The 25,844-nt window shown below is 58.2% G+C and carries 21 protein-coding genes; all 21 read right to left on the reverse strand.

Translation table 11 applies throughout. The features are described from left to right. Nucleotides 1-5: 5 nt before the first annotated feature. Nucleotides 6-2,636: a DUF2235 domain-containing protein gene (locus tag C2E19_RS00290; RefSeq protein ID WP_129386587.1), complete on the reverse strand. Its 2,631-nt coding sequence runs from the start codon at nt 2,634-2,636 to the stop codon at nt 6-8. Beyond that, nucleotides 2,621-3,103 carry a DUF3304 domain-containing protein gene (locus tag C2E19_RS00295; RefSeq protein WP_256661262.1) on the reverse strand — a complete coding sequence of 161 codons (483 nt, stop codon included), beginning with the start codon at nt 3,101-3,103 and terminating at the stop codon, nt 2,621-2,623. Before C2E19_RS00295 ends, C2E19_RS00290 begins: the two co-directional genes overlap by 16 nt. Nucleotides 3,104-3,310: 207 nt before the next feature. Then, nucleotides 3,311-3,868, reverse strand: a complete 558-nt coding sequence (locus C2E19_RS00300; RefSeq protein WP_129386590.1) for a DUF3304 domain-containing protein — start codon at nt 3,866-3,868, stop codon at nt 3,311-3,313. Next, a complete protein-coding gene (locus tag C2E19_RS00305) occupies nt 3,853-4,416 on the reverse strand; it encodes a DUF3304 domain-containing protein (protein WP_305955842.1) in 564 nt (187 codons plus the stop codon). Before C2E19_RS00305 ends, C2E19_RS00300 begins: the two co-directional genes overlap by 16 nt. Continuing rightward, nucleotides 4,416-5,222, reverse strand: a complete 807-nt coding sequence (locus C2E19_RS00310; protein ID WP_129386593.1) for a DUF4123 domain-containing protein — start codon at nt 5,220-5,222, stop codon at nt 4,416-4,418. Before C2E19_RS00310 ends, C2E19_RS00305 begins: the two co-directional genes overlap by 1 nt. Nucleotides 5,223-5,233: 11 nt before the next feature. After that, nucleotides 5,234-7,312: a type VI secretion system tip protein VgrG gene (locus tag C2E19_RS00315; protein ID WP_129386596.1), complete on the reverse strand. Its 2,079-nt coding sequence runs from the start codon at nt 7,310-7,312 to the stop codon at nt 5,234-5,236. A gap of 28 nt (nt 7,313-7,340) precedes the next feature. Continuing rightward, nucleotides 7,341-8,342, reverse strand: a complete 1,002-nt coding sequence (locus C2E19_RS00320; protein WP_129386599.1) for a serine/threonine-protein kinase — start codon at nt 8,340-8,342, stop codon at nt 7,341-7,343. Next, complete coding sequence (locus C2E19_RS00325) at nt 8,339-9,067, reverse strand: PP2C family serine/threonine-protein phosphatase (protein ID WP_129386602.1); 729 nt, start codon at nt 9,065-9,067, stop codon at nt 8,339-8,341. Before C2E19_RS00325 ends, C2E19_RS00320 begins: the two co-directional genes overlap by 4 nt. Continuing rightward, nucleotides 9,067-12,606: a type VI secretion system membrane subunit TssM gene (gene tssM, locus C2E19_RS00330; protein ID WP_129386605.1), complete on the reverse strand. Its 3,540-nt coding sequence runs from the start codon at nt 12,604-12,606 to the stop codon at nt 9,067-9,069. The genes C2E19_RS00325 and tssM overlap by 1 nt, the downstream gene beginning before the upstream one ends. 13 nt (nt 12,607-12,619) lie before the next feature. Beyond that, nucleotides 12,620-13,495, reverse strand: a complete 876-nt coding sequence (gene icmH / locus C2E19_RS00335; protein ID WP_129386608.1) for a type IVB secretion system protein IcmH/DotU — start codon at nt 13,493-13,495, stop codon at nt 12,620-12,622. A 5-nt stretch (nt 13,496-13,500) separates the two neighbouring features. Next, nucleotides 13,501-14,832, reverse strand: coding sequence for a type VI secretion system baseplate subunit TssK (tssK, locus tag C2E19_RS00340; protein ID WP_095187889.1), 1,332 nt, complete (start codon nt 14,830-14,832; stop codon nt 13,501-13,503). A 2-nt stretch (nt 14,833-14,834) separates the two neighbouring features. After that, nucleotides 14,835-15,335, reverse strand: coding sequence for a type VI secretion system lipoprotein TssJ (gene tssJ, locus C2E19_RS00345; RefSeq protein ID WP_129386611.1), 501 nt, complete (start codon nt 15,333-15,335; stop codon nt 14,835-14,837). Nucleotides 15,336-15,340: 5 nt separating this feature from the next. After that, nucleotides 15,341-16,537, reverse strand: a complete 1,197-nt coding sequence (gene tagH / locus C2E19_RS00350; RefSeq protein ID WP_129386615.1) for a type VI secretion system-associated FHA domain protein TagH — start codon at nt 16,535-16,537, stop codon at nt 15,341-15,343. 18 nt (nt 16,538-16,555) lie between these two features. Beyond that, entirely contained in the window at nt 16,556-16,696 is a 141-nt protein-coding gene (locus tag C2E19_RS00355; RefSeq protein WP_003229566.1) for a hypothetical protein, read from the reverse strand. 333 nt (nt 16,697-17,029) lie between these two features. Continuing rightward, nucleotides 17,030-18,550 carry a sigma-54-dependent Fis family transcriptional regulator gene (locus tag C2E19_RS00365; protein WP_129386618.1) on the reverse strand — a complete coding sequence of 507 codons (1,521 nt, stop codon included), beginning with the start codon at nt 18,548-18,550 and terminating at the stop codon, nt 17,030-17,032. A gap of 10 nt (nt 18,551-18,560) precedes the next feature. After that, on the reverse strand, nt 18,561-21,218 hold the full coding sequence (tssH, locus tag C2E19_RS00370) for a type VI secretion system ATPase TssH (RefSeq protein WP_129386621.1): 2,658 nt from the start codon (nt 21,216-21,218) through the stop codon (nt 18,561-18,563). Nucleotides 21,219-21,229: 11 nt separating this feature from the next. Then, nucleotides 21,230-22,237 carry a type VI secretion system baseplate subunit TssG gene (gene tssG, locus C2E19_RS00375; RefSeq protein ID WP_129386624.1) on the reverse strand — a complete coding sequence of 336 codons (1,008 nt, stop codon included), beginning with the start codon at nt 22,235-22,237 and terminating at the stop codon, nt 21,230-21,232. Beyond that, entirely contained in the window at nt 22,201-23,988 is a 1,788-nt protein-coding gene (gene tssF, locus C2E19_RS00380) for a type VI secretion system baseplate subunit TssF (protein ID WP_129386626.1), read from the reverse strand. Before tssF ends, tssG begins: the two co-directional genes overlap by 37 nt. Nucleotides 23,989-24,015: 27 nt before the next feature. After that, nucleotides 24,016-24,402: a hypothetical protein gene (locus C2E19_RS00385; RefSeq protein ID WP_256661263.1), complete on the reverse strand. Its 387-nt coding sequence runs from the start codon at nt 24,400-24,402 to the stop codon at nt 24,016-24,018. 65 nt (nt 24,403-24,467) lie between these two features. Then, nucleotides 24,468-24,866, reverse strand: a complete 399-nt coding sequence (locus C2E19_RS00390) for a hypothetical protein (RefSeq protein ID WP_256661264.1) — start codon at nt 24,864-24,866, stop codon at nt 24,468-24,470. 2 nt (nt 24,867-24,868) lie between these two features. After that, nucleotides 24,869-25,840: a DUF6402 family protein gene (locus C2E19_RS00395; RefSeq protein ID WP_129386629.1), complete on the reverse strand. Its 972-nt coding sequence runs from the start codon at nt 25,838-25,840 to the stop codon at nt 24,869-24,871. Between the last annotated feature and the right edge of the window lie 4 nt (nt 25,841-25,844).

The raw sequence follows: 25,844 nt of genomic DNA on the forward strand, positions 1-25,844 counted from the left end.
CGTAATTACACCTTCTTCTCAGACGACTTCAAATTGCTGGCCTGTTCGGCCACCAAATCCATCCAGCCACCGGGCTTGTCTTCATCATTAGCGGCTTTCGCCACCATACCGGCCAATGAACCGAAGTCCTTCTTACGGGCAGCTTCGGCTGCTTCAACCGCTTGATGGGCAACCAGGATTTTCTGTAGCGCAGGCGTGTTGGCAGTGGCTTCGCTCAACGATTTTAGCGGAGGCAAGGCTGCGACTTTTGCAACCATGTCACCTGGTTCTTTCGTGAACGCACGTATCGAGTCGACGCTATTGAGCATTGGCAGTGCAATCCCTGTAAGCGGATCGAATGCGCTGATTTCTGGCAGCTCCGACATAGCTACACCCACTTTGCCGCTCAGCACTGGAAGCGCGAGCGATGGCAGGAACAGCCCCAACAGCATGCGAGGGTCTTTTTTCTTGATACTCAAACCCACACTCGCGACAGCAATACCGAGCCCAATCACCCTGCCCGCTGTAGCCAGTAGAGACAGTTGTTTGTTCGACTCGTTATCAAAATGCACTAGCCGGATGCGGAAGTAGTCAGTAAAGGGCTCGCGTGGTACGAATCCGGATGTGTTCATAAACCAAGCACGAGAGTCGTGAACTTGATCGTCAAAGAGTGCTACAAGATCTTCCTGACCCGATCTAGGCTTGTTCGGTGAGCTGAACATTTTTTCATAGCGAGCCGTACCCTCTTTATAGAGGTATGCATACTCCTCTGCTTCATCCTCTTCGTTAATCAGGTACACCGTGCCGCCGAGCAACATATCGATTACGGCGACGTCAGTATGACCATCGCCGACCAAGCCCCATTCTCTTCGATAATCATGACGGAACTCCGCTGCGGCACCTAGCAACTGTCGATGATCTAGCGGTGGTTCAAACACCTTTTCCCAGCGAGCGTTTTTATATTTTTCCTCGCCCACAGTTTGAATATTCTGCTGATGCTCTTTTTCCTGTTCTGCTGTGTAGATTGGTGTCGGCTTGCCCAATATAGGTGCAGAAGCTTCTGCGATGTGGCGTTTTTCCAGAGCTTCCCAAGCATCAATCTGAGCCTGTGGCATATCTGGAGCAGCATTTTTGAAGAATGACTGCTTCTCCACACCACCAGCATATCGATCAATTCGCCAACCGGTGATCAGCGCGTGCTCACGCTTCATCATCTCTTCCAACGGACCGCTTTGGCCTTGAGCCTGCCATGCGTTGAAGCGCTTGATGAGTGTTTCCGAGACAATGAACTCCATTTCGAGAGCCGTTGTCATGACTCGCCACTCATCATGCACGTCCTTTAAAAATGCAGGCCCTGGAACCAGTAATGGAGCACCAGCCATAAACGCTTCGGCATACATATGTTGTAGAGAAATTTGGGATAAAACATGGTCCGATCCAGCAGCGGCTTTTCCTTGATCATTAGGTGCGTACCCTCCACCTACGTCCGAGTGAACCCCGGGATAAATGTACTCAACTGTGCCCTTTCGATAACTTGAAGCTTTACTGTTATCACGATTCCCATCTGCTAATTTTGCGCGGCGGCGTATTGAGTCCAATGGAAAACTTGCTCGCTGCTCATGGCCTGACACCAAATGGACGCAACGTTTTAGATAGGAGCAATCATCGGGTAGCGCAGTGTTCTGACAACTGGATATTGCTTCATCGGGAAGGCGCATGGTGCCGTCAGCCCAGTCCATATGCCCTGCAGCGAATGGAACACTGTCTGCAAGTCCCACTGCGGCTACAGTGTCAAAAATACCTAAGAAATTAATTGAAATTGGCAGTCCCGCAAAGCGGTATTCAACACCGCCACTTTTATTTTCGCAACGAACAAGCCTTTGTAACCAATTAACAAAGGTCCGAGCTTCAGCAGCCCCACGGGAGAAACCATAAACATAAAGCCGCATTGCTAAAATAGCTGGCTTCTTTCCAGACTCATCTCGCGCTTTCAGTTTATCCTGCAGATCCTGAATTTCTTTTCTCAAGATAGCTTCGCGCTTTTTTTCTCCGCTTTCAAAAAAACCCATACCGAATGTATTTGCATAACCATTCGTTGCCATCTTTTCTATCATAAGCTTGGCTTCAGGAAGAGGTAACCCACCTTCGCCCATACCCAACTTTAACGCATCTAATAGTCGGGTGAGCCCCCAATTAATTCGGTTTTCTCCTCCGCTCGCCCCAACCAGTCCACCTTGATCAGGAACAAATTCGTTAACATCAGGAAATACCGTCCCGACTCCAGGGCAATAATATTTTAGAAAGCCGGCCTCCTGCATTTTTCCTTCGGCACCCAAACTTGCGTGAAAAAGTCGCGCAATATTGCTTCGAGAATTCGGTGTTGATGATCCGTCAGCTTGATCATTATTATTTGTACCATCAAACGCTAATGTGACATGCAAAGTTTTACAGCAAGACACTCCACTGTCGGCTTCTCCCTGCGCCTGAGCTACCTTACGTTGCTGGCTACCAAATCGCCGCTCGTCCTCTTTTTGCTTTTTAATATTGTTTGATAATTGAGCCGGCTCAACTGGCAGTCGACGTGTAATTGGAAACTTCGGGGCTACTAATGCTCCTTCCGGAGCAGGGGAAGAGTCACGGATTAGTGATTCGAACATGATGCCGGCTCCTTCATTTGAAAATATGCTTTGTCCGGATAGTTATCACTTTCAACCCCATAACAAGTCGTAGACACCCTTACTTTATCGCAAGGAAGAAAATGAACCTGCAATGCACACATCTCCTCAGAATATTTAGGAATCTCAACGGTCGCGGAATGATGTGAAAATTTTTCAGAGTGGCTCACATAGGCGTCTTTATCAATCTGACCATATTTGTCCCGCTTCACATCGCCATGTGGGTCTGGATCTTTGTCCCATTCGATTAAAGCTCGGAGCCCCGGCTTCCATTGCATAGGAAGTATGCTGCAACAAACCTCATTCCCCCCGCCCTGATTAGGTGGAATTCGAGGACCACCAGCGCCGTTAATAGTGAATCGCATAATTTCTGCAGATGTGTGATTAAAGCCTTTAACAGGCGCAGATACCATTTCAGGCCCAGCATTGCACGCGGTTATACTGAGCATACCAAACACAAGAACTAACGATTTATTTATAGATCTCGAATTAGCCCTTTTCGACATACGGTAACAGCATCTTACTATCGACACCATGCAACACAATAACTTCCGAAACATATTATTTAACGTAGACATAACTTCACTCCATCCCTGTTCATCGGGTAGTTACACAAACTGTAAAAAACGCAAATCCCTTCGAGCGGTTACAATTGATCAATGACCCAGACATGCCGCTTCCTCCTTGATCTGAAAATAAGAATTATCTGGGTAACTGGGGTTCCCCGGAACAAAGCAAGTCGTAGAAACTCTCACCTGATCGCACGGTAAAAAGTGTACCTGCAACGCACAAAGTTTCTCCGCATACTTGGGAATCTCAACCGTTTCAGTATGATGAGAGTAACCAGCCTTGTGCCGAACCAGTGCCTCTTTTTTTATTTGTCCATACTGGTCACGCTCGATCGGACCATCGGGGTTCGGGTCTTTTTCCCACTCAATAACTGCTCTTACTTTCGGATTCCACTGAACAGGCAGGACACCACAGCAAACTTCAGCACCTCCGCCAGAATTTGGCGGAATGCTGAGGCCACCCGCGCCATTAATACTAAAGCGAGTTATTTGTGCGGAAGTATGGTTATAGCCGGTAACCGACGCAGATACCAACTCGGGAGCTGTATGGCAACCGTACAAACTTACCAGACTCATACACAGTAAAAATCTAATACTTCGCAAAGCTCCGAGGCAGCTCTCTAAGATATTCAGGACACCGGGCATTTGTCCGTCTCCTTGACTTCGAAATAGGCTTTATCGGGGTAACTCGGATGCTCTGGAAGAAAACAAGTAGTAGAAACTTTCACTTGATCGCAGGTTAGAAAATGCACTTGCAACGCACACACTTTCTCGCCATATTTCGGAACGTCTACTACGGCTTTATGATTTAAGTAGCTTTGTTTTTTTTCCCTCATTCGCTTACGCCATGCGTCAGTGTACCGGCGCTCAGTCCAAGTAGCAGACGCGTGAGGGTCAGGATCTGTCTGCCACTCCACTACAACCTTAACGCGTGGCGACCACGTTCGAGGAAGAACCCCACAACAAACTTCAGCTCCACCACCTAAATATGGGCCAAGATTCGGCCCACTAGCACCATTAACAGCAAATCGATTAATAGCGGCAGAGGTATGGTTATAACCAGTAACCGGCGCACTCACCATCTCAGGCCCACCACGACACCCGCTCAACGCCAACACCCCCAGCAAAACCCACACACAGACCAGCCCGAAAGACATCGCCCTCCGCACCGCCCCACGCGCAATCGTATTCATCAAATCAACGCCTTCGGCGGCTCATCGATCACAAACGACGAGTTCTCCACCAACCACTGCTCAATAAACGGCTCGCGCTCCTCCGGCTCTTTCAAGCCCTTCTGATTCGCCGCCAACTGGCTGCGATACAAGTGCCGAATCAAACTTTCGTTACGACTCAAGCCATAGTTCTGTGGCACTGCACAGCGATCGACCCGGTAGGCATCTGCTTCTGTCCACGCGAGCAGGTTGGCCACTTGTGGGTGATCGAACATCACCGGGCCGGCGGCGGGTACTTGGGCGTGGCGGACGTAGTTGCCGGGCAGGCTTTGCGGTTGTTGGTCGCGGTCGAGCCAGTGCCAGGAGATGACGGCGGCGTGGAAGGCGTTGCTTTGTACCGGGGTCAGGGTTTCGGTGACCGGCAGTAGCATGCGCGGGTCGTAGTAGCGCAGCACGCCTTCGGAACGGCCTTGGTTCCATTGGGCTTGAAGGAAGCCGCGCAGGTGATCGGCGAGCGCTTCGAATTGCCATGGGCTGAATACGACGACGACATGTTTATTGCAGTCGACGGCGTTGATGAAGGTTTTCAGCCAGTCGCGTTGGCCGATGTCGACGCGCAGCAGCAACGGGCCGAAGTCGGCGATGGCGACTTCGGGGGTGTTTTCAAACAGCTTGGCCAGTTTTGCCGCGTCGGGCTGTTCGGCGAGCTGTTGCAGCAGCGGGTAGTCGAGGCTGGTGGCGTCGACCAGCACGTCGAGGTGCTGCTGTTTGAGTTGTTGGGCGTTGACCCATAACTCGTCGAGCCAGCGCGCATTGCTTGTATTCATGAAGTCTTCCTTTATCGTGCGGCCAGGGCTTGAGCGTTACGTTTGGCCCGGGCCAGACATTCCTTGCACACCGGTGGTGGCGGCAGCGGCGCGTTCGGCAGCGCCTGCGGGGGTACTGCGCCGGCGATGTCCTTGTCGGCAGCGCCCGGCAATATCGGCGGCTTGATGCCAATGCCAGTCCCCGATCCCGCAGAACCGCCAGCATTGATCTTGATCACCGGCCCAACCACCGTAACCCCACCGCCATCGAGCTTGATAAAGCTCCCACCCCCAAGAATGGTCAGCTCTGTCCCCGCCTCAATAACAATCTTGTCCCCAGCCTTAAGGTGTATCTCTTTCCCCACACTGGTCAGTTGCGCCGTGCCCAGCTTCACATGCTGGTTCTGCCCAATCGTCAAATGGTCATCCAGCTTCGCTTCAATCTTGCGGTCGGAAATCGTGGTGCGGTGTTCCTCGGCCTTCAGCTCGGTGTAGGTGTTTTTCACCACCGTGTCATGACGTTCATTCCCGACCCGAATCTTCTGGTCATGCTCAACGTTTTCATCCCAATCGCGCTGCGCATGGATGTAGATCTGCTCGGCACCTTTCTTGTCTTCAATGCGCAGTTCGTTATACCCACCACCACCCGGTGAGCTAAGCGTTTTGAACACACTGCGAGTCTTGTTCGCCGGCAAGGCGTACGGCACCGGGTTTTCCTTGTGGTACAGGCAGCCGGTCACCAGCGGTTGATCGGGGTCGCCTTCGAGGAAGGTGACGAGGACTTCCATGCCGATGCGCGGAATGCTGATGGCGCCGTAGCGGTCGCCGGCCCAGGCGCTGGAGACGCGCAGCCAGCAGCTGGTTTTGTCGTCGGCGAGGCCTTCGCGGTCCCAGTGGAACTGGACTTTGATGCGGCCGTATTGGTCGCAGTGGATTTCTTCGCCTTTGGGGCCGGTGACCATGGCGGTCTGGCTGCCGAGCACGCGCGGTTTCGGGTGTTCGAGGGCCGGGCGGTAGAACACGTCCCACGGGGTGGCGAGGAAGGTGTTGCGGTAGCCTTGGTGAAAGTCGTCTTTGTTGTCGGTGGTGTCGCTGGTTACGCCTTCTTCGAGGACTTGCGGCTGCTTGCCTTCGTGAAAGATTTCGGTGAGCAGCCACAGGTCGTTCCACTCGCTGCGCGGGTGGTCGGACATGGCCATGAAGTGGCCGCTGACCAGTTTGGTCTGGTCGCCACGACCTTCGGCCTGACGGTAGTCGGCGCGGTGGCGTTCGAGGGCGCGCTGGCTGAGGAATTTGCCGCGCGCGCGGTCGATGAAGCGGCCGGGGTAGTCGTAGTCTTCCAGATCGGGTTCGCTGTTTTCGCTATCAGGAGCGCCGTCGGGTTTGTACGCAGCTTCCATTTGCAGGCGCGGTTTTTCAAAGTCGTAGTCGCGGCGTGTGGTGCGGCTGGTGCGGGTTTCCAGGCGCAGTCTGAAACCTTTGATCACCGGTTCTTCGGCGACCATGCCGCTGCCCTGCACATAGGCCGTCGGTTGGCCAAGGTCGGGGAACACGGTTTGGTCGTCGCCAAACACCAACAGGTGGGCTTTTTCGCTGTGCTGGAAGTGGTAGTGAATGCCTTCCTCTTCGCACAGGCGCTGGACGAAATGCAGGTCGGTTTCGTCGTACTGCACGCAGTAGTCGCGATCCGGGCACGGTTGGCTGAGCTGGAAGCTATACGCGTTGCCTTTGATACCGTGTTCGTCGAGGATCAGCGCGATGATTTTCGGCGCTGACATCTGCTGGTAGATGCGCTGGTTGGTGCGGTGATGCAGGTATTGCAGTTGCGGCACCATCGACACTTTGTAGCGGGTCAGGCGCTTGCCGGCATCGCCTTGGGCGACGCGGTAGATCTGGCCGTGGATGCCACTGCCCTGCGGATCGAACGCCAGAAACGCCTGCTTGTGCAGGAGCTTTTCCAGGTCCAGATCCGGGTTTTCGCTGACCAGTTCGAGGTCGAAACGAAACGGCTGGCTGATGCCTTCGGTGCCGGTGAACGACAGCACTTGCAGGTCGCCGACGTAGTCTTCCACTTTGAGGCTGAAGTGGGTTTCGTTAGCTGGGTTGAACATAAAGTGCTCCCTGTTCGAATGTCATCCGTTACGCCCCAAATCGCAGACGTTGCAGCCAGGACGAAGTGGCGCCCAAGGCGTCACGCAATTGTTGGGCAGTGATGGTGCGTGCTGCCGGGTCGAAGCTCAGCGCCGTTTGCAGCGCTGGCCAACAGTGTTTCGGTAGATTCTGCGGCGCTTGCAGCTCGCGCTCCAGGTGCTCGTCGCGGGCCTGGGTCGAGGGCAAGCGGCGAAACGGGTGTTTGCCGCCCGCCAGTTCATAGATCACGCAGGCCACGCCGTACACGTCCGCGCTGGCCGACAACGGTTGGCCCTCAAGCAGCTCGGGGGCGGCGTAGCCCGGGGTCCAGGCGTTGAAACGTTCGCGGCTCAGATGCGGCAGGCCGGGCATCACGCCCTCCTCTGCCTGACCGAGGCCGAAGTCAAACAGGCGCAAGCCGTCTTCGCTGAGCATGACGTTGCTCGGTTTCATGTCACCGTGCAGCACGCCGCGACCGTGGGCGTAGGCCAGCGTGTCGAGCAGCGGCAGGACGATGTCGCGCAGTTCTTGCCACGGCAGGCCGAGGGGCCGCTCGCAGAGCAATTTGTCCAGGGTCAGGCCACGCATGTATTCCATGGTGATGAAGGCCCGCTGGCAGTCGGTGTCGACTTCAAAGGTGTGCGCACGCACGACGTTGTCGTGGCGCAGGCGTCGGGTCAGGGCGAACTCGCTGTAGAGCAAGGCACTGGCGTCCGGCGATTCGGCAAATTCTTCGCTGAGGATTTTCAGCGCAATGTAAGGATCGGGATCACCGAACTGTTCGTGCAGCAGATCCCGCGCCCGGTAAACGGCGCCCATGCCACCGGCCCCGAGCAGACGCTCGAGGTGGTAGCGACCGGCGAGTACATCTGGCAAAACACCGATGCTGGCCTTGGTTGGCGCCAGCAACGGTTCTGCTTTATTGGCCTTGGCGAAGGCGAAGTAGGTCAGGTTGTTGGCCTGTTCTTCGCTCATCAGCAAGTCATCGACTGAGGATTCGATTTCAGTCATTGGCGGATCACCACGGCAGTCAGGTTGTCGCGCGCGGCGCCACGCAGGGCGCCGTCGAACAAACGTTCCAGCGCCACATGCGGCGCGCTGAGGCTGAGGGCAGTGCCGAGGGCATCGCTGCTCAGGCCCTGATACAAACCATCGCTGCAGAGCAAAAACGCATCGCCGGGATAGACCTCGAGTTCCAGCACATCCAGGGTCAGTGTTACGGCAGCGCCGACGGCTCGGGTCAACGCCTGAGCCGCAGGGTGCGCCGCCGCTTGTTCGACGCTCATCTGTTGCTCGTCGATCAGTTGCTGTTGCAGCGAATGGTCTTTGGACAGCTGATACAAACGCTGCCCGCGCCACATGTAGCAACGGCTGTCGCCGGCCCAGATGCAGGCCGCGCGATTGCCTTCCACCAGCAGCGCCACGACGGTGCTGCCCATGATGCTGTCGTGACGCCCGGCGGTGACCGTCAACTCCTGGCCCAAACGCCGGTTCAACCAGTGCAGGCACTGGCGGATGGCTTTGAGGCGTTCGTCGAAGTCCTCGTGTTGCGGCAGTTCAGCCAGGCTGGCGACGATCAACTGGCTGGCGATGTCGCCACCCTGATGACCGCCCATGCCGTCCGCGACCACCCACAGCCCCTGCTGCGGATTGTCGAGGAAGGCATCTTCGTTGCGCGCCCGCACCTTGCCCGGGTCGGTACGCGCCGCGCTGCGCCAGGCACTGGCCACCAGCATCAGAGCTGCACCGGCATACGGAAGGTGCGCAGTACGCCCATGTCGAACGGGTTCGGCGTGCGCTGGCTGGTCAGCAGGTAGTTGGCGCGCAGGCCACCTACGTCAGCCTTCAGCACCAGCACGTCGCGACCGGTCAGGTACTCGGTCTGCATCAGGTCGAACAGACGGAACAGCGACCATGGGCCGGAGTTCTTCTCGATACCGATCGGACGCCCGGCCATTTTGTCCATGACCAGACTGGTGCGACCGTCTTCAGCATCGGTCGGCCATTTGAAGGTCATTGGCAAGATCGGACCGTGGCGGTACTCCATGGTCTTGTCGCCGAACTTGAACTCGGAACGGCTGACCGCCGGATCGAGGGTGTACGGCTCAAGCTTGAACTGCACGGTCGGTTCGGCCGGGTTGATCGAGAAGAAGCTCTGACGAATCGTCAGCGCTGCCGCCATCTGATCGAGGTAAACCTTCGACACCGGCAAGCTGTGGCCGTCGACGCTGCGCATGCGGTAGTTGCCCGGATCGCCGCTGACGAACGGACGCATGTAGCTGTCGAAGAAGCGGTCGACGATGCCTTGAGCCTTGAAGAACTCGCGGAAGTCGCTGATCGCCACGTCGCTGGTGCTGCTGGCGCTGAACGGATAACGCTTGCTGATGGTTTTGCCATACACGCTGTACAGCTCGTTCTGATAACGCCCGTTCAGGTATTGGTAAGCATCGTTGAGCACCAGACGCCACGAGTCTTCAGCCAGCACGTTGAACCACACGCTGAGCGGACGCGGCAGACGGCTAGAGGCATTGCGCAGGTTGGTCAGCGCATCACGCTGGCCGCTCATACGGGTTTTTGCCATTTCAAACGCGGCTTGCTCCGGCGAGCTGGAACGGGCCAGGCCGGCCAGTTGCAGTTGCAGGTCGTTGAGCGCGTTGAACGCCGGCGTCAGGTCAGCGCCCGGGCCGTTGTTGTCATCGAGCAGACGATGCAGCGGTTCGAAGCGACGTTGCAGCGACTTCTTCGCGGTGTCCGGCAGGCTCTTCGCGACGTTCAGGGCCGAAGCCTTGTCCGCCACGGCAGACGCCAGTTTGCCGACTTTACCGAGTTTGCCTTTCTGCCCCGCCAACGCATCGGCTGCATCGCCGGCTTCATCCACCGGATCGGCAGCTGCCGGGAAACGGGTGTTCTCACGTACTTCGGTCAACAGCGCCAGCACCGGCGAGTTGGCCGAAGTCAGGCCCGCCAGTTGCTCGGCGCCTTCACCGGCGTCGCTGATCGGCGGCAATGCCACCTGGCCAACGGCTTCGCTCCAGTAGTTGGCGTAGTCGCGGAAGTACAGTTGCTCCAGCTCGACCATCAGGCGACGCAAGTCCATGTCGCTGATGCCCGCACCTTCGCCCAGCACCCAGTTGTCACGCAGGATGTCGGTGACCAGCGCCGAACCCTGTACCGAGAAGTACTGCTGATAACCGGATTGCGTGTAGAAACCCGGAATCACGTATTCGGTGCCGATAAACAGCGAACCTTGCGGGCCGAGGTGTTGGCTGAAGCGGTATTCCGGCAGGTTGCGCGCCTGCTCGCGGAGCATGCGGTAAACCACGGTAGCCAGCGATTCGCTGCGCAATACCTGACGCGCCTGAGTGACCAACTGGTCGTTCAGCGGGTAGATAAATGGCTGCTTCAGCAGGCGTTCGAGGTGCGCGTTCAGACCGTTCTGCACCGCGGTGTTGCCGGTGTAGCGCTGCGACCAGTCAGTGGCGACCCAGTCTTTGAGCCAGACGGCATCGCGACGGTCTTTCATGTTCAACATCAGGTACGCACGCAGGCTGTTGAGCAGCTTTTCGCGGTCCTTCATGTTGGCGCGGATCTGCCCTTCGAGCATGGTGGCAACCCGTGGCAGCAGTTGCTTTTCAAGCTCGCGCTCGTAAGCCTCTTTGACCACTGGATTGACGTCTTCGCCCTGATACAGGCCGCCACGTTCGTGATAGGAAACGTCGCCCTTTTTAGGGAACGCCTGCGTCGCGGCGTAGCTGGTGTCGAGGGTTTTCAGCACGCCCATCGCATCATCGCGCGGCGACAATGCAGTGCGCTGCTGCGTCCAGTTCTGCGCCAGATTGCGCAGGTTTTCCAGACGCTCGTAGTTGGCCGAGAAACCGCCCGCCCACAGCATGCCGAACAGCGCCAGTGCCGCCAGTGCGCCGACGTACAGCGCACGCTGGCCCCAATGAATGCGGCTGCGCTCGCGCTTGTCCAGACCGGCCAGATCGGCCTCGGGGAAAATCACCCGGCTGAGCAAGTGATGGATGAAACGCGATCGGCCGCTGCGCAGGGTCGGCAGCACACCGGCGTTCATGCCGAGGCTGGCGCCGATGCCGGCGGTGGTCGAATCCATTTCCTGGGTCAGGTGCGGTGCGCTGGTCAGGTAGAAACCGCGCAGTTGCGTGGCACGCTGATAACGGTTGCCGGTGAACGCCATGTCGACGAACAGGCACAGGCGCTCGCCGATCTGCCCCAGTTGATGCGGGAAGTCGAGGATGCGGCCACGGCGCTGAGTATCGCGCTCGGAGTGCATGCGCATGATCACTTGGCTGTTGAGGCGACGCAGCAGTTCTTCGAACTCGTTGCGCAGCACAGCCACGTCGGTGCCGACCTGATCCTTGCGGAAACTGGTGCCGAGTACCTGATCGCTTTCTTCGCGGGTCAGCTGATCGAAGAACTCGTCGAAGCCGAGCAGCTTGTCAGCCTTGCTCAAGACCAGATACACCGGCACATCGACGTGCAGTTTCTGATGCACGTCTTGCAGACGACCGCGTACTTGGCGCGCCAGGGTATCGATGTCCTGTTCGCTGCCGCCGAGCAGGGTTTCCACCGGAATGGTCACCAGCACGCCGTTCAGCGGGCGGCCGCGACGACGCTTGCGCAACAGCTCCAGCAAGGTCGTCCAGGCGCTGCCGTCGACTTCCACATCCGGTTGCGTGGTGTAACGCCCGGCGGTGTCGATCAGCACACCGTGGTCGGCGAAATACCAGTCGCAATGACGGGTGCCGAGGGTGTCGCGGGTCAGCTTGCGGTCGATCTTGTTGATCGGGAATTCCAGACCGGAAAAGTCCAGCAGGCTGGTCTTGCCCGAGGCCTGCGGACCGATCAGCAGATACCACGGCAAGTCACTGCGCCAGCGCTCGCTGCGGCCGCGATACAGACTCGACGTCTTGAGGGTTTTCAGCGCGTCCTTGAAGCGCGCTTTCAACTCTTTCTGCTCGTCGTCGATCAGCTCTTCGCGGCGAATGCGATCCTGGCCGTCTTCGGATTCCTCGACGGCTTTCTTGCGGATACCGGCGCGCCAGCTGACGAAGACCATGGTCAGGCCCCAGATCAGGAACAGCACGGCGATGGTCAGCAGGCGGGCGGTCGAACCTTCCCAGAACTTGTAATCATCAACCGCCAACAACGGGCCGACGAACCACACCAGCAGCGCTACAAAGAGCACCAGCAGCAGGGTCCAGACCCAGGTCTGGCGCAGGAAGGCGCCGACTTTCTTGAAAAACTTTTTCATCACACGTCCCTGTTTACGGCTGCGACTGCGGTTGGACCGCGGCTGGATCAAGCGGCTGATAAGGTTGCAGAACGGTGTCGCGCTGCTCGCCCAAGACCCAGGCGAAGCCCGAATACATCACCACCAGACAAACGACAGTGAACAACACCACCATCCATGCCGGCACGATGCGCACCAGGTTACGGCGCTGATCATCCAGGCCTTCCCAGTGCGGCGACAACTCGCGCGGCACGTCGCCACGCAACTGACGGATCTGCCGGTACAGGGCGTCGCGGATGCCTTCGAGTTCGAGCATGCCGCGTGCCTGGACGCGGTACTTGCCCTCGAAACCGAGGGACAGGCACAGGTACATCAATTCGAGCATCGGCAAGTGCTTGACCGGGTTCTTCGACAGCCGATCGAGCAACTGGAAGAACTTCTCGCCACCGAAGGTTTCGTTGTGGAAGCTGCTCAGCAGGCTCATCTGCGACCACTCGCTTTCGTTGCCCCACGGCGTAGTCACGACGGCTTCGTCGACCACGGTGCAGAGCACGTAACGCGCGGCCATCACCTGGCTGCTTTCGGCGCCGTTGTGCAGGGCGCGCACTTCAAACAGCTTGAGCCCGGCGGTCAGGCGCTCATTCAGCGCGTACATGTCTTCGCGGGTTTCGCTGTGCTTGAGGCGCACCACTTCCGAGAGCAGTTCGGAGGATGCCGCCACCAGCGAATTGAGGCTGATGTTGAACGCTTCCGCCGGACGCAGGCGCGCGGCGTAGATCATCCGTTCTTCCAGTTGCTCGAAGCGCGGCGGCGCAGCGAAGTCGGTCAGCGGACTCGACGCCGGTCCGTGGCCTTGACGATCGAGCAGGACGGTTTTGTCGTCCTGGTTGTAATCCGTTTCCTTGATCATGTCGGTCAGTTCCTGATGGCCCAGAATTTCAGTTCAAGCTCGGCAAATTCGCCGGACACGTGGAACGCGAAACCGCCGGAGCGCTCGAGTTGTGCCAGGTCTTCGGAACTGAGTTCGAGGATGAAATAGGTTTTGTTCGAGTGGAACGCGATCTGCCGCGGGGCCACCGGCAACGGTTTGACCTTGATCCCCGGCAAGTGCAGGTTGACCAGTTGGCGGATGCGCTCCACCGGGCCGACCTTGAGGTGCGCCGGCAAGCGATGGCGCAGTTCTTCGGAGTCGCAGTTGGCACTGGCCGCCAGCACGAACGAGGCTGAGCCGAGCAGTTTGTGGTCGTGCAACGGCGAGACGATGATGCCGTACTGACGCGCTTGCAGGATCAGTTCGATGGCGTGCTGTTCGAGCACCATCGACAGCACCTGACGAATCGCTTCCATCAGTTTGCGGAAGCTCGCGCCCTGATCGGCGTGAGAGTAGCGGCTGTCCAGACGCGGACGTTTGCTCTCGCCGGAGAACGTCGCCAGATCGCCGAGCATGGTCAACAGCGTGCGGTACAACTCTTCCGGATGCACTTGCTCCAGGCCGAGGTAGTGACGCAGCAGCAGTTCGGTACGGTTGATCAGTTGCAGCATCATGAAGTCGCCGACTTCCGCGCCGCCGACCTTACCGTTCGAGCGAATCCGCTCGGCGATGGTGTCGCCACGGTGGCTGAGCATGCTGATGACTTCTTTCAGGCACGACAACAGGTAGCTGGAGGCGTGTGCCTGAATGTAGGTCGGGACGAAATCCGGGTCGAGGCTGATCACGCCGTCGGGCGTGGTGTCGAGCACGTCGCAGATCTTCAGCTTCACGTAGGCCTGATCGCTCTGTTGCTCGCCGAGCAACAGTTTGAAGTCCGGGCGACCGCAGCTGACCTGGCTGGCGGAATCGTCGCCGGCGTTGGAGTCGGCCACTTCGGCGTCATACGCGGTGTAACGCGCAAGCACGTCGGATTGCTCCGGGCGGCGCGACTCGATGTGGTTACCGGTGACCAGCGGCAGCGCCAGGTAGATCGGCGTGTTGCCGGTGTTCGGCGGCACGTCCAGCGCCAGCGGCTCAGTGTTGCCACCGAGTTCGAACAGGCTGCCGTCCGGCAGAATCCCCGAGGCTTCACTGATCACCAGTTTGCCCATGTTGAGGAACTGCAAGTCGATCTCCAGATTGAGAAAACCCCAGGTGTAGCCACCGAGCAATTGGGTGCGGGTTTTCATCTGGTGATCGTAATAGCGATCGTTGTGCTGGAAGTGCTGCGGACGCAGCAGCATGCCTTCCTGCCAAATGACTTTATGGGTATTCATGGTCAGTCATCCGCCTTGGCGAGCACTTGATTAGTGTTACGGATGCCGGTCTGGTCCAGAGTCAGATCGACTTCGGTAACTTCCAACGGAGTGATCTGCACCGTGTGGCGCCATTGGGTTTCCGGCAAGTCGCGGTAAGCGGCAAGAACGCCAACATAACGGCTGCCCTCTTCCACCTTGAGCTTCAGTTCCACGGTTTCACCCGGGCGCAGTTCGAGTTCTTCACTGGCCACCAGATCCGGGTTGAGGGATTCCTTGGCGCGTTCGTAGAGGCTGAAGAAATCAGCGTTCTCGAAGGTCACCGGGTGTTTGAGTTCGAACAGGCGCACCACCACCGGCGATGGGCGGCCATTGAGGTCCAGATTCAACTGATCGCTGCCGGTGAGCTTCAGGTTGATCTTGGTCACTTTCGAGTACGGCGACAGCGACGAGCAACCGGCGAGCAGCACCAGCACGGTGAGCGCAGTCAGCGTCTTGAAAAAAGCGGTCGAGCGGCGAGACATGCGCATCATCCTTGGTGGTCGGTGTGAAGGGTGGAAATCAGGCGGATCTGTTCTTCGTAGGCCTGGGCGAAGTCGCGGGCCAGCAGGCGCTCGCTCCAGTCATCGTCCTGACGCAGTGCCTGGTGATAACGACCGAACGCTCTCCAGCGCCCGCCCGATGTCGCGATCAACGGCTTGCTGTCGCGCTCGAAACGCAGGGTCAGTTGCTCCGGCGAGAAATGCTCCAGCGTGCCGCGCACAGCGGCGCGGCTGGCGGTCAGCAGCGCCACCTGATGCGCCTGCAAATCGCGGAATGCACGGGAGATCGCTTGCTCGGCCGGCAGATGCCCGGGCTTGCTTGGCTGCAACAGAATCTGCAGCGCTTCGCTCGGGTCGACGGCGAATTTCAGCGGGTTCTTGTTGGTGCCTTGCACGGTGGTCTGGGCCAGACGCAGCTCGTTTTTCAGCTCGGAACGGGTGCGCAGGCTCTGCTGCAAACCGCCGATGCTTTGGCGCAACAGACGCGCGGCGTTCAGCGCCAGGGCTTCGCGTTCGTCGTGACCGAGGCCTTTGACGTCCACACCCAGCGCAGCGCCAAAGTGCTCCCAGAAACCTTCGCTTTGACGCTCAACGGCTTTCGGTGCCGGAGCAGGCTCAGGTTCGGCGGGCGCGGCAATCAGCTCCGGCACCATCAGGCTTTCCATGTCGATGCGCGCGTAGTCGGCGCGCTGACGGGAGTCTTCCGGCTTGGTGTTCGGCGCCAGCAGTTCGTCGATTTCCGAGTACACGCGCTCTTGCTGTTCGAGGGCATTGAGCGGGTCGAGATCGAGGAACGCGTCGTCCGGGATAATGCTGCCGGCCGCACGCGGGCGCCCGACTTCACCGTCGAAGGTCGCCGGGTCGCGTACCAGTCGCGCGCGGATTTCGAAGTCACCGAGCACGTAAGTGCTGCCATGTTCGATGCGCACCGGCTCGCCTTTGTTCAGGCGTGCGCCGCTGCTGCCGTCCTGGACACCGTTGCTGCTGGTGTCGGTGAGGAAGAACGTGCCTTCGCGGTAACTGACAATCGCGTGGTGATTGGACAGGTGACGCTTGCGGTCAGGAATGATCCAGTCGCAGTCCTCGCCCCGCCCGATCACGCCACCGGCCTGTTTAAAGGTCCTCTGGCACAACTCGGTGGGCACGAACTGCTTGGTGTTCAGCATTTCGAAAACCAATTCCATGTTTGATGCTCCTTGCGGTCACTTGCCGCGATTGACCGCTTGCGGATCACCCAACGGGCGATAGTCGTTGTCGTTGAATTTGTAATTGCCGCTACAGCCGCCAAGGCCGCATAGAACGACGAGGGTCAGCAGGACAGCGTGCCAGTGACGAACAGACATCAGAGGGTCTCCAGGGGTAGACAAAGCACAAAGCGCCGGCCCTTTCGGGCGGCGCTGTTATAAGCGAATTCGTTGTTTTGGAAGGCTCTAAACCGGGGCCTTGAGCCAATCCAAGGAGGTACGACAATCTTCTGTGGCGAGGGGACTTGTCCCCGCCGGGGTGCGCAGCGCCCCCAAAACCTGATTTCCGGTTTTTTCAGGAAACCTGCGTTTACCGAATGGCGACTGCTACGCAGCCGAACGGGGACAAGTCCCCTCGCCACAAGGAGTTTGCCTGCGACAGGAGATCTTTGGCCTACAGGAAATCTGCTGGGTGCAGAAGGCAACTTCAGATCAACCATCGAAGTCACCCAGGTTGATATTCAAACGGCCGAGGCGGTACAGCAGCGTGCGCCGAGGCAAGCCCAGTTCGCGGGCGGCGAGGGTCTGGTTGCCGTCATTTTTGCGCAGGCAATCGAGCAACAAGGTGCGTTCGACCTGCTCTAGGCGTTCGCGCAGATTCAGGTGGCTGTTGTCTTCCGGTGCCGGCTCCATGCGCAGGGAGAAATGCTCGGCGAGCAACTCGCCGCCCTCGCACAGCAGCACCGCGCGTTCGACCAACGCCTTGAGTTCGCGGACGTTGCCGGGGAAGGTGTAACCGCCCAGATGCTCCAGCGCTGCGTCCGACCAGCGCACCGGATCGCGCTGCAAATACGTACACGTCTTCTCGGCAAAGTGCTGGGCCAGTTCAAGGATGTCGCCTTCGCGCTGACGCAGGGCGGGCAGCTCGATCGGGAATTGCGCGAGGCGGTAGTACAAGTCTTCGCGGAACTTGCCCTCGCTGACCAGCGTCGACAGATCGCGGTGCGTCGCGGCGATGATGCGCACATCGATCTTGTGCGTATCGTTGGAACCCAGCGGGCGAATCTCGCCTTCCTGCAACACACGCAGAATCTTTGCCTGCAACGACAGCGGCATGTCGCCGATCTCGTCGAGCAACAGCGTGCCGCCATTGGCCGCATCGAACAGCCCGGCGCGGTCGCGGTCGGCACCGGTGAAGGCGCCTTTGCGATAGCCGAACAGCTCACTTTCCAGCAGATTTTCCGGGACCGCCGCGCAGTTCTGCACGATGAATGCCCGGGAGCGACGCGGGCCGCAATCGTGAATCGCGCGGGCGACGACTTCCTTGCCGGTGCCGGTTTCGCCACGCAGCAGCACGGTGTACGGGCTGTGCAGCACTTTGCTGATCAGCGAGTGGGTCTGGCGCATCGCCGCGCTTTTGCCGATCAGGCCATAACCACTGATGCTCGGCACACTGCGCGCAGCCATGGCCGATTGCGCCAGCGGCTGACGCAGACGTTGCAGCAAATGCAACTGGCCAAGCACGAACGAGCCGAGCTGACCGAGCGAATCGGCAAAGCCTTGCAGGTTGGCGCGACGCCGGCTGGCACACAGCAGCAGGCCTTCGACAGCCTTGTGCTGATTGACCAGCGGCACACACAACAGCGACTGCCACGGCGAGGTCGTCGCTGGCAGGAAACTGGTTTCGTGCAGGCTGCCGCTCAAGTCGTCGAGGCACACGACGCGGTTCTGGCAGAGGGCAAATTGCAGCAGTTGTTCACCGTTGTAATCCGCTGGCAGGCTCGCCGCTTCGCGCGGTTGCAGGGCGCCGTCGAGGCACTCGGCATTCATCCCCAGGCACGTGTGGGTGGCGTCGAGCAGATACAACTGAGTCAACTCGCAACCACTCAACTCGGCCAGCCCGCGCACAAAGTCACCCAGCAACGCAGCACCGTCCGCCGCCCGCGACAGACTGGCGAATTGCGCCAGCAACGCTTCGGCATAGACCAGCGGCTGCGGCACTTGAGTGAACATCACACCCACCTCAGGCGAACTCGCACGTCACGCTGGATTCGCCGTCGAGCGTGGCATGCACACGCTTGAGGCTTTCACCGGTGGCCATGGCATCGAGCAGACGATCCGCCACCAACGGCAGCACGTGTTGGTCGAGCAGATGGTCGATCAGGCGCGCGCCGCTGTCGCTCTGCGTGCAACGCTCGGACAGGTGATCGACGAGGTTCTGGCACCAGCTGAAATCCAGCTGACGACGGTTGAGACGCTCGCCGAGACGACCGAGTTTGATCTCGATCAGCTCGCGCAGCACCGGGCCGCCAACCGGGTAGTACGGAACCACTTTCATCCGCGCCAGCAGCGCCGGTTTGAAGTGTTTGCTGAGTACCGGGCGAATGGTTTCTTCGAGCACTTCCGCCGTCGGGCGCGCGCCGTTCTCGCAGAGATCGCTGATGCGGTCGCTGCCAAGGTTCGAGGTCATCAGGATCAACGTGTTGCGGAAATCGATCTCGCGACCTTCGCCGTCGTTGGCCACGCCTTTGTCGAAGATTTGATAGAACAGGTTGAGCACATCCGGATCAGCCTTTTCGACTTCATCGAGCAGCACCACCGAATACGGCTTCTGGCGCACGGCTTCGGTGAGCATGCCGCCCTCGCCGTAACCGACGTAGCCTGGCGGTGCACCGATCAGGCGGGAAACGGTGTGCTTCTCCTGGAACTCGGACATGTTGATGGTGGTGATGAAACGATCACCGCCATACAGCAAGTCAGCCAAGGCCAATGCGGTTTCGGTCTTGCCGACGCCGCTCGGGCCAACCAACAGGAACACGCCAACCGGTGCATCAGGTTTGTTCAGGCCGGCAGCGGTGGCGCGCATCGAGCGATCCAGTGCGTGCACGGCTTGTTCCTGACCACGGATGCGTGTGCGCAGGTCAGTGGCGAAGCTGGCGACCTTGGCGTTGTGTTCGCGAGCCAGTTGCGCCAGCGGCACGCCGGTCCAGGCGCTGATCACTTCGGCAACCAGACGCGGGCACACCTCGAAGCTGACCAGACGCTCTTTGACCTGAGCGGCAGTCAGGGCGATATGGGTTTCGTTGAGTTGGGCTTCCAGCGCTTCGACGCTTTGGCCTTCTTCGACTTCGGCAACAACGGTTTCGATGACAGTGCCTTCGGCGTCTTCTTCAACGGTGACCACTGGCTCGACTGCTGCGGCTTCGCGAGCCTTGGCCAGTTGTTGACGCAGATCCAGCAGGCGTTCGGCCAAAGCTTTCTGCTCAGTCCACTGGGTTTCCAGCGCAACCATCTCGCTTTCGGCTTCTTCAAGACGAACTTCCAGCGCGTCCAGTGCTTCGTGGTCGATCAGCAGACCGGCTTCGGCATCGCGACGCAGCGCCTGACGCTGACGGCCACCTTCGGCCAGTTCGCCACGCAGACGCTCAAGGCTTTCCGGCGCGGCGGCGAGGCTGATGCGCACGCGGGCACACGCGGTGTCGAGGACGTCGACGGCTTTGTCCGGCAGTTGCCGACCGGCCAGATAACGTGCGGACAACTCAGCCGCCGAGACCACCGCGTCATCGCGCAGGTAGATGCCGTGGCTCTTCTCGTAAACCTGGGCCAGACCACGAAGGATGGTCACCGCTTCGCTGACGGTCGGTTCGTGCAATTGCACCGGTTGGAAACGACGGGCCAGGGCCGGGTCTTTCTCGAAGTATTTCTTGTACTCGGCCCAGGTGGTCGCGGCGATGGTGCGCAGTTCGCCACGCGCCAGTGCCGGTTTCAGCAGGTTGGCTGCGTCGGAGCCACCCGCATTGCCGCCGGCACCGATCAGGGTATGAGCTTCGTCAATGAACAGAATGATCGGTTTCGGCGAGGCTTTGACTTCGTCGATCACGCCTTTAAGGCGACGCTCGAATTCACCTTTGACGCTGGCGCCGGCCTGCAACAGGCCCATGTCCAGCGACAGCAGTTCAACGCCCTTGAGCACTTGCGGCACTTCACCGGCAGCGATGCGCGAAGCCAGGCCTTCAACGATTGCGGTCTTGCCGACACCGGCCTCACCGACGACGATTGGGTTGTTCTTGCGGCGACGCGCGAGGATGTCGACCATCTGGCGGATCGCGCCATCACGGCACAGCACCGGGTCGAGTTTGCCGTCGCGGGCCTGTTGGGTCAGGTTGTGGGTGAAGCGCTGCAACAGCGATTCGCCCTGCGCGGCCGGTTTGCCATTGGCCGCCGGTTGCTCTTTTTGCGACAGGGCAAATTCCTTCAGACGATCGATGTTCAGCTTGGCGAGCAGCGGCTGGTAACGGCTGCCGGCGTAGCGCATCGGGTTGCGCAGCAGCGCGAGGATCAGCGCAGCGTCTTCAACCTGGGTCTGGCCCAGTTCGAGATTGGCCACCAGCAGCGCGTCTTGCAGCCACTGCACCAGTTCCGGGGCGAACACCGGGTTGCGCGAGGCGCTGTGCTCAACGCGCGATTGCAGCGCGGCACTGAGTTCGCCGGCATCGACATCGGCATCTTGCAGCGCGCGCGCGAGCAAGCCGTTTGGACGCTCCAGCAGGCCCAGCATCAAGTCTTCGACGAGGATCTTGCTGCCGCCACGGGCGACGCAACGCTCGGCCGAACGTTCCAGATCACGACGGGTTTCGGCGTCCAGCGCCTGGATGAGTTGTTGCAGGTCTACGTTGATCATGGCTCACGTCCTTAATGAATTTTGCTGCCCAGGGTCACCACGCCGTCCGCTTTTTCGCGGCCCAGCCAACTGGTCCAACCGAGGCGACAGGCGTTCTGCTCACCGATGCGCAGTTCGCGGATTTCTTCCTGGCGCAAGACCAGGCGGATGTCGTAATCGAGCGGGTCACGCAAGGTGAACCGCACCAGCGCGCAGAGCGGCTGGTAACCAAAACCGATCGGCAGGAATTCATGGAATCGCTGCCAGTCGAGTTGGGTAATGTGAATGCGGAATTTACCGCTGCGGTCGCGCACGTGTTCGCCCAGCACAAGGTCTTCACCGAGCATGCTGTTGGCGCGACCGAGGCGGTTGCGCTGCTCCTCGAGAATTTCCACGCGGCGCTCGATGCACTGCTCGATGACCAGGTCTTCGTGCTTGAAGTAGTAACGCAGCACGGCTTCGATCAACGCTGCCGAGTGCGCCCGCAAGCTGAGCAAACCGAGGTACGGCAGCAAGCGTTTCCAGTTGAGTTCCTTGGCCTTGCGGATCTCGTCGCCGCCCAGACCGATCAGCGCAAACAGCTGCGACGAAAACGGGTCGAGCGCGCCGCTCTGGAAGCTTGCGCGGTAGCGATACTTGCGCCAGATCGGCAGCATCAGCCGTTGCAGGCGATGGTGGAACAGGTCGAGGAAGTTGCGCGTCGGGTTGCCGTCCTCGCTGTCGCCCAACGCCTGTTCGCCGTAGAACGCCGGCAACGGCGAACCCGAGCCGACCAGGCCGATCAGGTTGAAACGCATGCGCGCGCGCATCTGCCCGTGCTCTTCGAAGAACTCCACGCGATCAACATCACTGCGTGGAAAACCGAGGCTCGGGTTGGCCTGGAACTCGACCTGATCGTACAGATCGTCTTCGCTCAGGTGCGGGTGTGCTTCGCGCAGCCGGTCGATCACCAGCAGCACGGCCTGAAACAGCGAGTACTCGCGTATTACCTTCGTCAGCCCGCTTAAAGCAGGGGCTGCAGGCCCATACGTGGTGTCCATTGGTACACCTCTCCCTGTGTGCTTTTTACCCGCAGCTCATGGAATGAATTGAGACTGGCGTAAAGCGCGAAAAACTCGTTAAGAACCGAAGCGAAAACGAACAGGTCGCCTTCGCCGATATACCCTTCCGGGTCGATGGTCAGTTCGGTGCGCAAACCGCGCACCGGCAAACCACGGTGCAAGCGGTCAACGTGGTGATGCTTGATGTGCTTGAGGCCGCCGAGCAGGCGTTTGCTGACCTTCTCCGCGTGCTGGTCGTAGTAACGCGGCAAGTCGTAGGTTTCGAGAATCACCTTCAACGCATTGACGTCGGCCAGCGACAGATAGTTAAGCGACATGTTGCTGATCAGCTTCCACAGGAAGTCACGGTTCAGCGGCGGTGCGAAGCTGGAAGTCGCCGGGGTGATGTTGCGGAAGCTCAAGAACTCCGGCGTCTCTTCGCAGGCCATGCAGATGTCGCCGAGCTTGAGCTTGCGCGGCAGGTTCTGGTTGGTGCACATCAGCTCGATCGACAGGGTTTCGTGGGCTTCGGTGTGGCGAATACCGAAGCTCAGGTACGTGTCGAGGCCGTCGTGCAGCAGGGACGAACGCTGGCGGATGCTGTAATGCGGACGGCTGTTGGGCACGTCGAAACTCGGGTCGTGCTCGAAGGATTCGAACGGCACGTATTCCTGATAACCGAGGCCGCCGGGCTTCCAGCCGGTCACGGTTTCAACGGAGAACACGCCGCAGTTTTCCAGATCGAATTCCGCCGGCAGCAGCAGGTACTCGTCCTGCTTGCCGTCGAGGCGGATCGGCAATGCATCGTGGGCGAACAGGTTGGCGATCGGCGTACAGAACAGCTTCACGTTATCCAGGGTCGGCCGCATCCGCATGATGCCGCTCTTGCGAATATCGAAGCGCAATTCGAGGCCGCGCATCTGCTTGAGCGTGTCTTCCGGCAGCGCCTTGAGGATGTCCAGGCCGTTGACGTCGACGAACAGGAACTTGTCTTGGAAGGCGAAGTATTCCTGCAGGTAGCGATAGCCACGGAAGGTGTTCAGCGGATACGGGATCAACGCTTCTTCTTCGGCAAAGCCCACCGGTTTGACCCGGTCACCGGGAATCTTGAACGCCATCGGCTTGCCGCTGACGCCATCGATCGGCTTGCCGGCGCCGTCGAGCGGGATCAGTTCGATGCCTTCGAGATTACGCAGCAGGCTCAGGTAGAGCATCTGGCTGATGTAGCGCTCACCGGCAAAGTGCAGACGCAATTTGCTCAGTTCCAGCTCACCGAGGTGGCCGTCGGCGCTCATCTCCAGACGCAGGCTGAGCAGCGAGCCGTCGCCCTTCACCGAGTAATTCAGTGCGGCCAGATCCAGCGGCAGCACTTCGGTCGGGTAGCAGGTGCGGAAGCGGCAACGCACGTCTTCGATCGGCTTGCTTTCAATCGGCGTATCACGCTCGACACGCAACGCCGGCCCGGAACGCTTGAGCGGATCGAACTGCAAAATGCTGAACGCTGGCAGCGGGCGCATGTAGTTCGGCCACAGCAATTGCATCAGGGAATGGCTGAGCTCGGGCAGCTCGTCATCGAGCTTCTGGCGCAGACGCCCGGTGAGAAACGCAAAGCCTTCAAGCAACCGCTCCACATCCGGATCCCGCCCGGCCTGGCCCAGATACGGCGCCAGCGCCGGACTACGCTCGGCGAAACGGCGACCGAGTTGGCGCAGTGCGGTGAGTTCGCTTTGGTAGTAGTGGTTAAAGGACACGGGTTACCTGCCTGGTAGTGGAACTCATCAAAAAAATATCCTGTAGAGCGCGACTGTCAGTCCGGACACTACGTAGCCGAAGAGGAGCAAGGTCGGAACATATGCCAGCCACTCGATCATCATCGCGCCCTTCATGGGCTGACCGCTGAGTCCTCCCGCTAACCGAAAGAGCATCCAGTTGACGGCGTAAAAAAGCATGAACACCAGCGGCCCAAGCCAAATTCGATTAAGCACCCGCTGCTCAGGCTTATCCCGCATGAGCCGCATTTCCAGAATTGCAAAAGCGATGTATGCCGGAACTCCAAAAATCATTCCTAAGGTTTCAAAATTCAGAGCAACGGAAGGCGGTTCATTCAATTGATCAATCAGCACAATGAGCGAGAGAACAACCAGCGGAAACCATAGGGCAGCCACGAGTAATCGACGACCTCCTGAGCTCAAACATTGAACATTGAGACTCTTCCATTCCCCGTACATATTTATTCCTCACCGCCGTCTAACGGTGCGCATGCTGTAATATTCCAGCCTTCATAGCCTGATGAAGTTGGGTAGATTGCATGGCCATTGATCCACTGTGAGCGTTCATCTGTTGTGAACTCACTTTGCCAGAGTAGCCACTCAGATGATCTTAGCAATTCACCTTTTTTGTTATACACCCGAAAAAAAGCTTCACTTGTAAAAAGCTTTACCACTTTCCCAGCAACACCAAAACTCGAATACCTGGGGATATATGAATTTATATAGCAAGTTTTTGATTCATTCCATTTTGTCGAATAAACCTCTGCCGCTGCGGCAGCACCCTGCTTTATATACAGCCAAACAAAAATGGGTGTTCCCACCAAAAATAAAAATAAAAACAGTTTCGAAGGTGCCTTCATAATCACTTCGACCCTGAGCGAGAAAGATACTCATCAAAATCGATTGGCCCAAGGTGAATGATAAATGAGACATCATATAATTTAACGGCCGTATAGATCATGAAATCGCCACCCTTGCCGTGCAACTTGCGATACTCATTAAACTTTCCATTCGTCACTTTATGATATTCCACCCCACCTTTTTCGATCAGCTTTGGTTCGGTGACGTAATCAATTGGTCCAGGCCTGACGACGCCCTCCTCCGACCAGTAGCCCAGCAGTTGATCATCCCCTGCATTGAGAAAATCGTATGTATCTCGGACATAAAGCCCGATCTGCTCAATCTCTATTGCCGGAAAGCCATTATCATTTGAAATAGTCCGTAACTTGGTAGCTGCAACCTTAACAACAAAAGTTCCTAGCGCACCGTATACATCGTCCAGAGCATCGGTAGCTTTCTCCCAGTCTGTGGCCCCGAACCGAATCAAGTTAAACTGAGATATCTCTTCGAGTTCCAACGCTGTTTTATCGCTATAGTCCAGATAAGCACTTTTCAATTTTTTTGCTTTAGCATCCAGCAACCCGAGTCGTTGAAGGCGAGTCATTAATACGACCAGACCTCTGGAGAGCTCGTCCAGAGAACCCTTTAATCTACCAACGCTATTGTTAAATTCGGACGATGATGAAAGCGCCGCGACGAACTCATCAATCTTTGGCTTTACTCGTTTCGATCCTGAAAACAGCCAATCAAACGGTATATCTGTAAGGAGCTTTTCCGCACTCAATGTGCTCGCTGCAAGATCGCCCTGCTTGACAGACTTTGACAATTCATAAGGTTCGCCAGCAAACCATTTCCGCATAACACGAGCAGATACCGCCCACCCCAACTTATCCATAACCCGTGGAATTGAAGAAATCTGAAAGTCCTTGACCTGAACACTTTGACCTTCTTTATTTTCAGCGGGCGTCAGTGCAGTTTTAATAGGAGCTGGCATAAAA

The sequence above is a fragment of the Pseudomonas sp. DTU12.3 genome, assembly GCF_004124275.1.
GTDB lineage: Bacteria > Pseudomonadota > Gammaproteobacteria > Pseudomonadales > Pseudomonadaceae > Aquipseudomonas > Aquipseudomonas helmanticensis.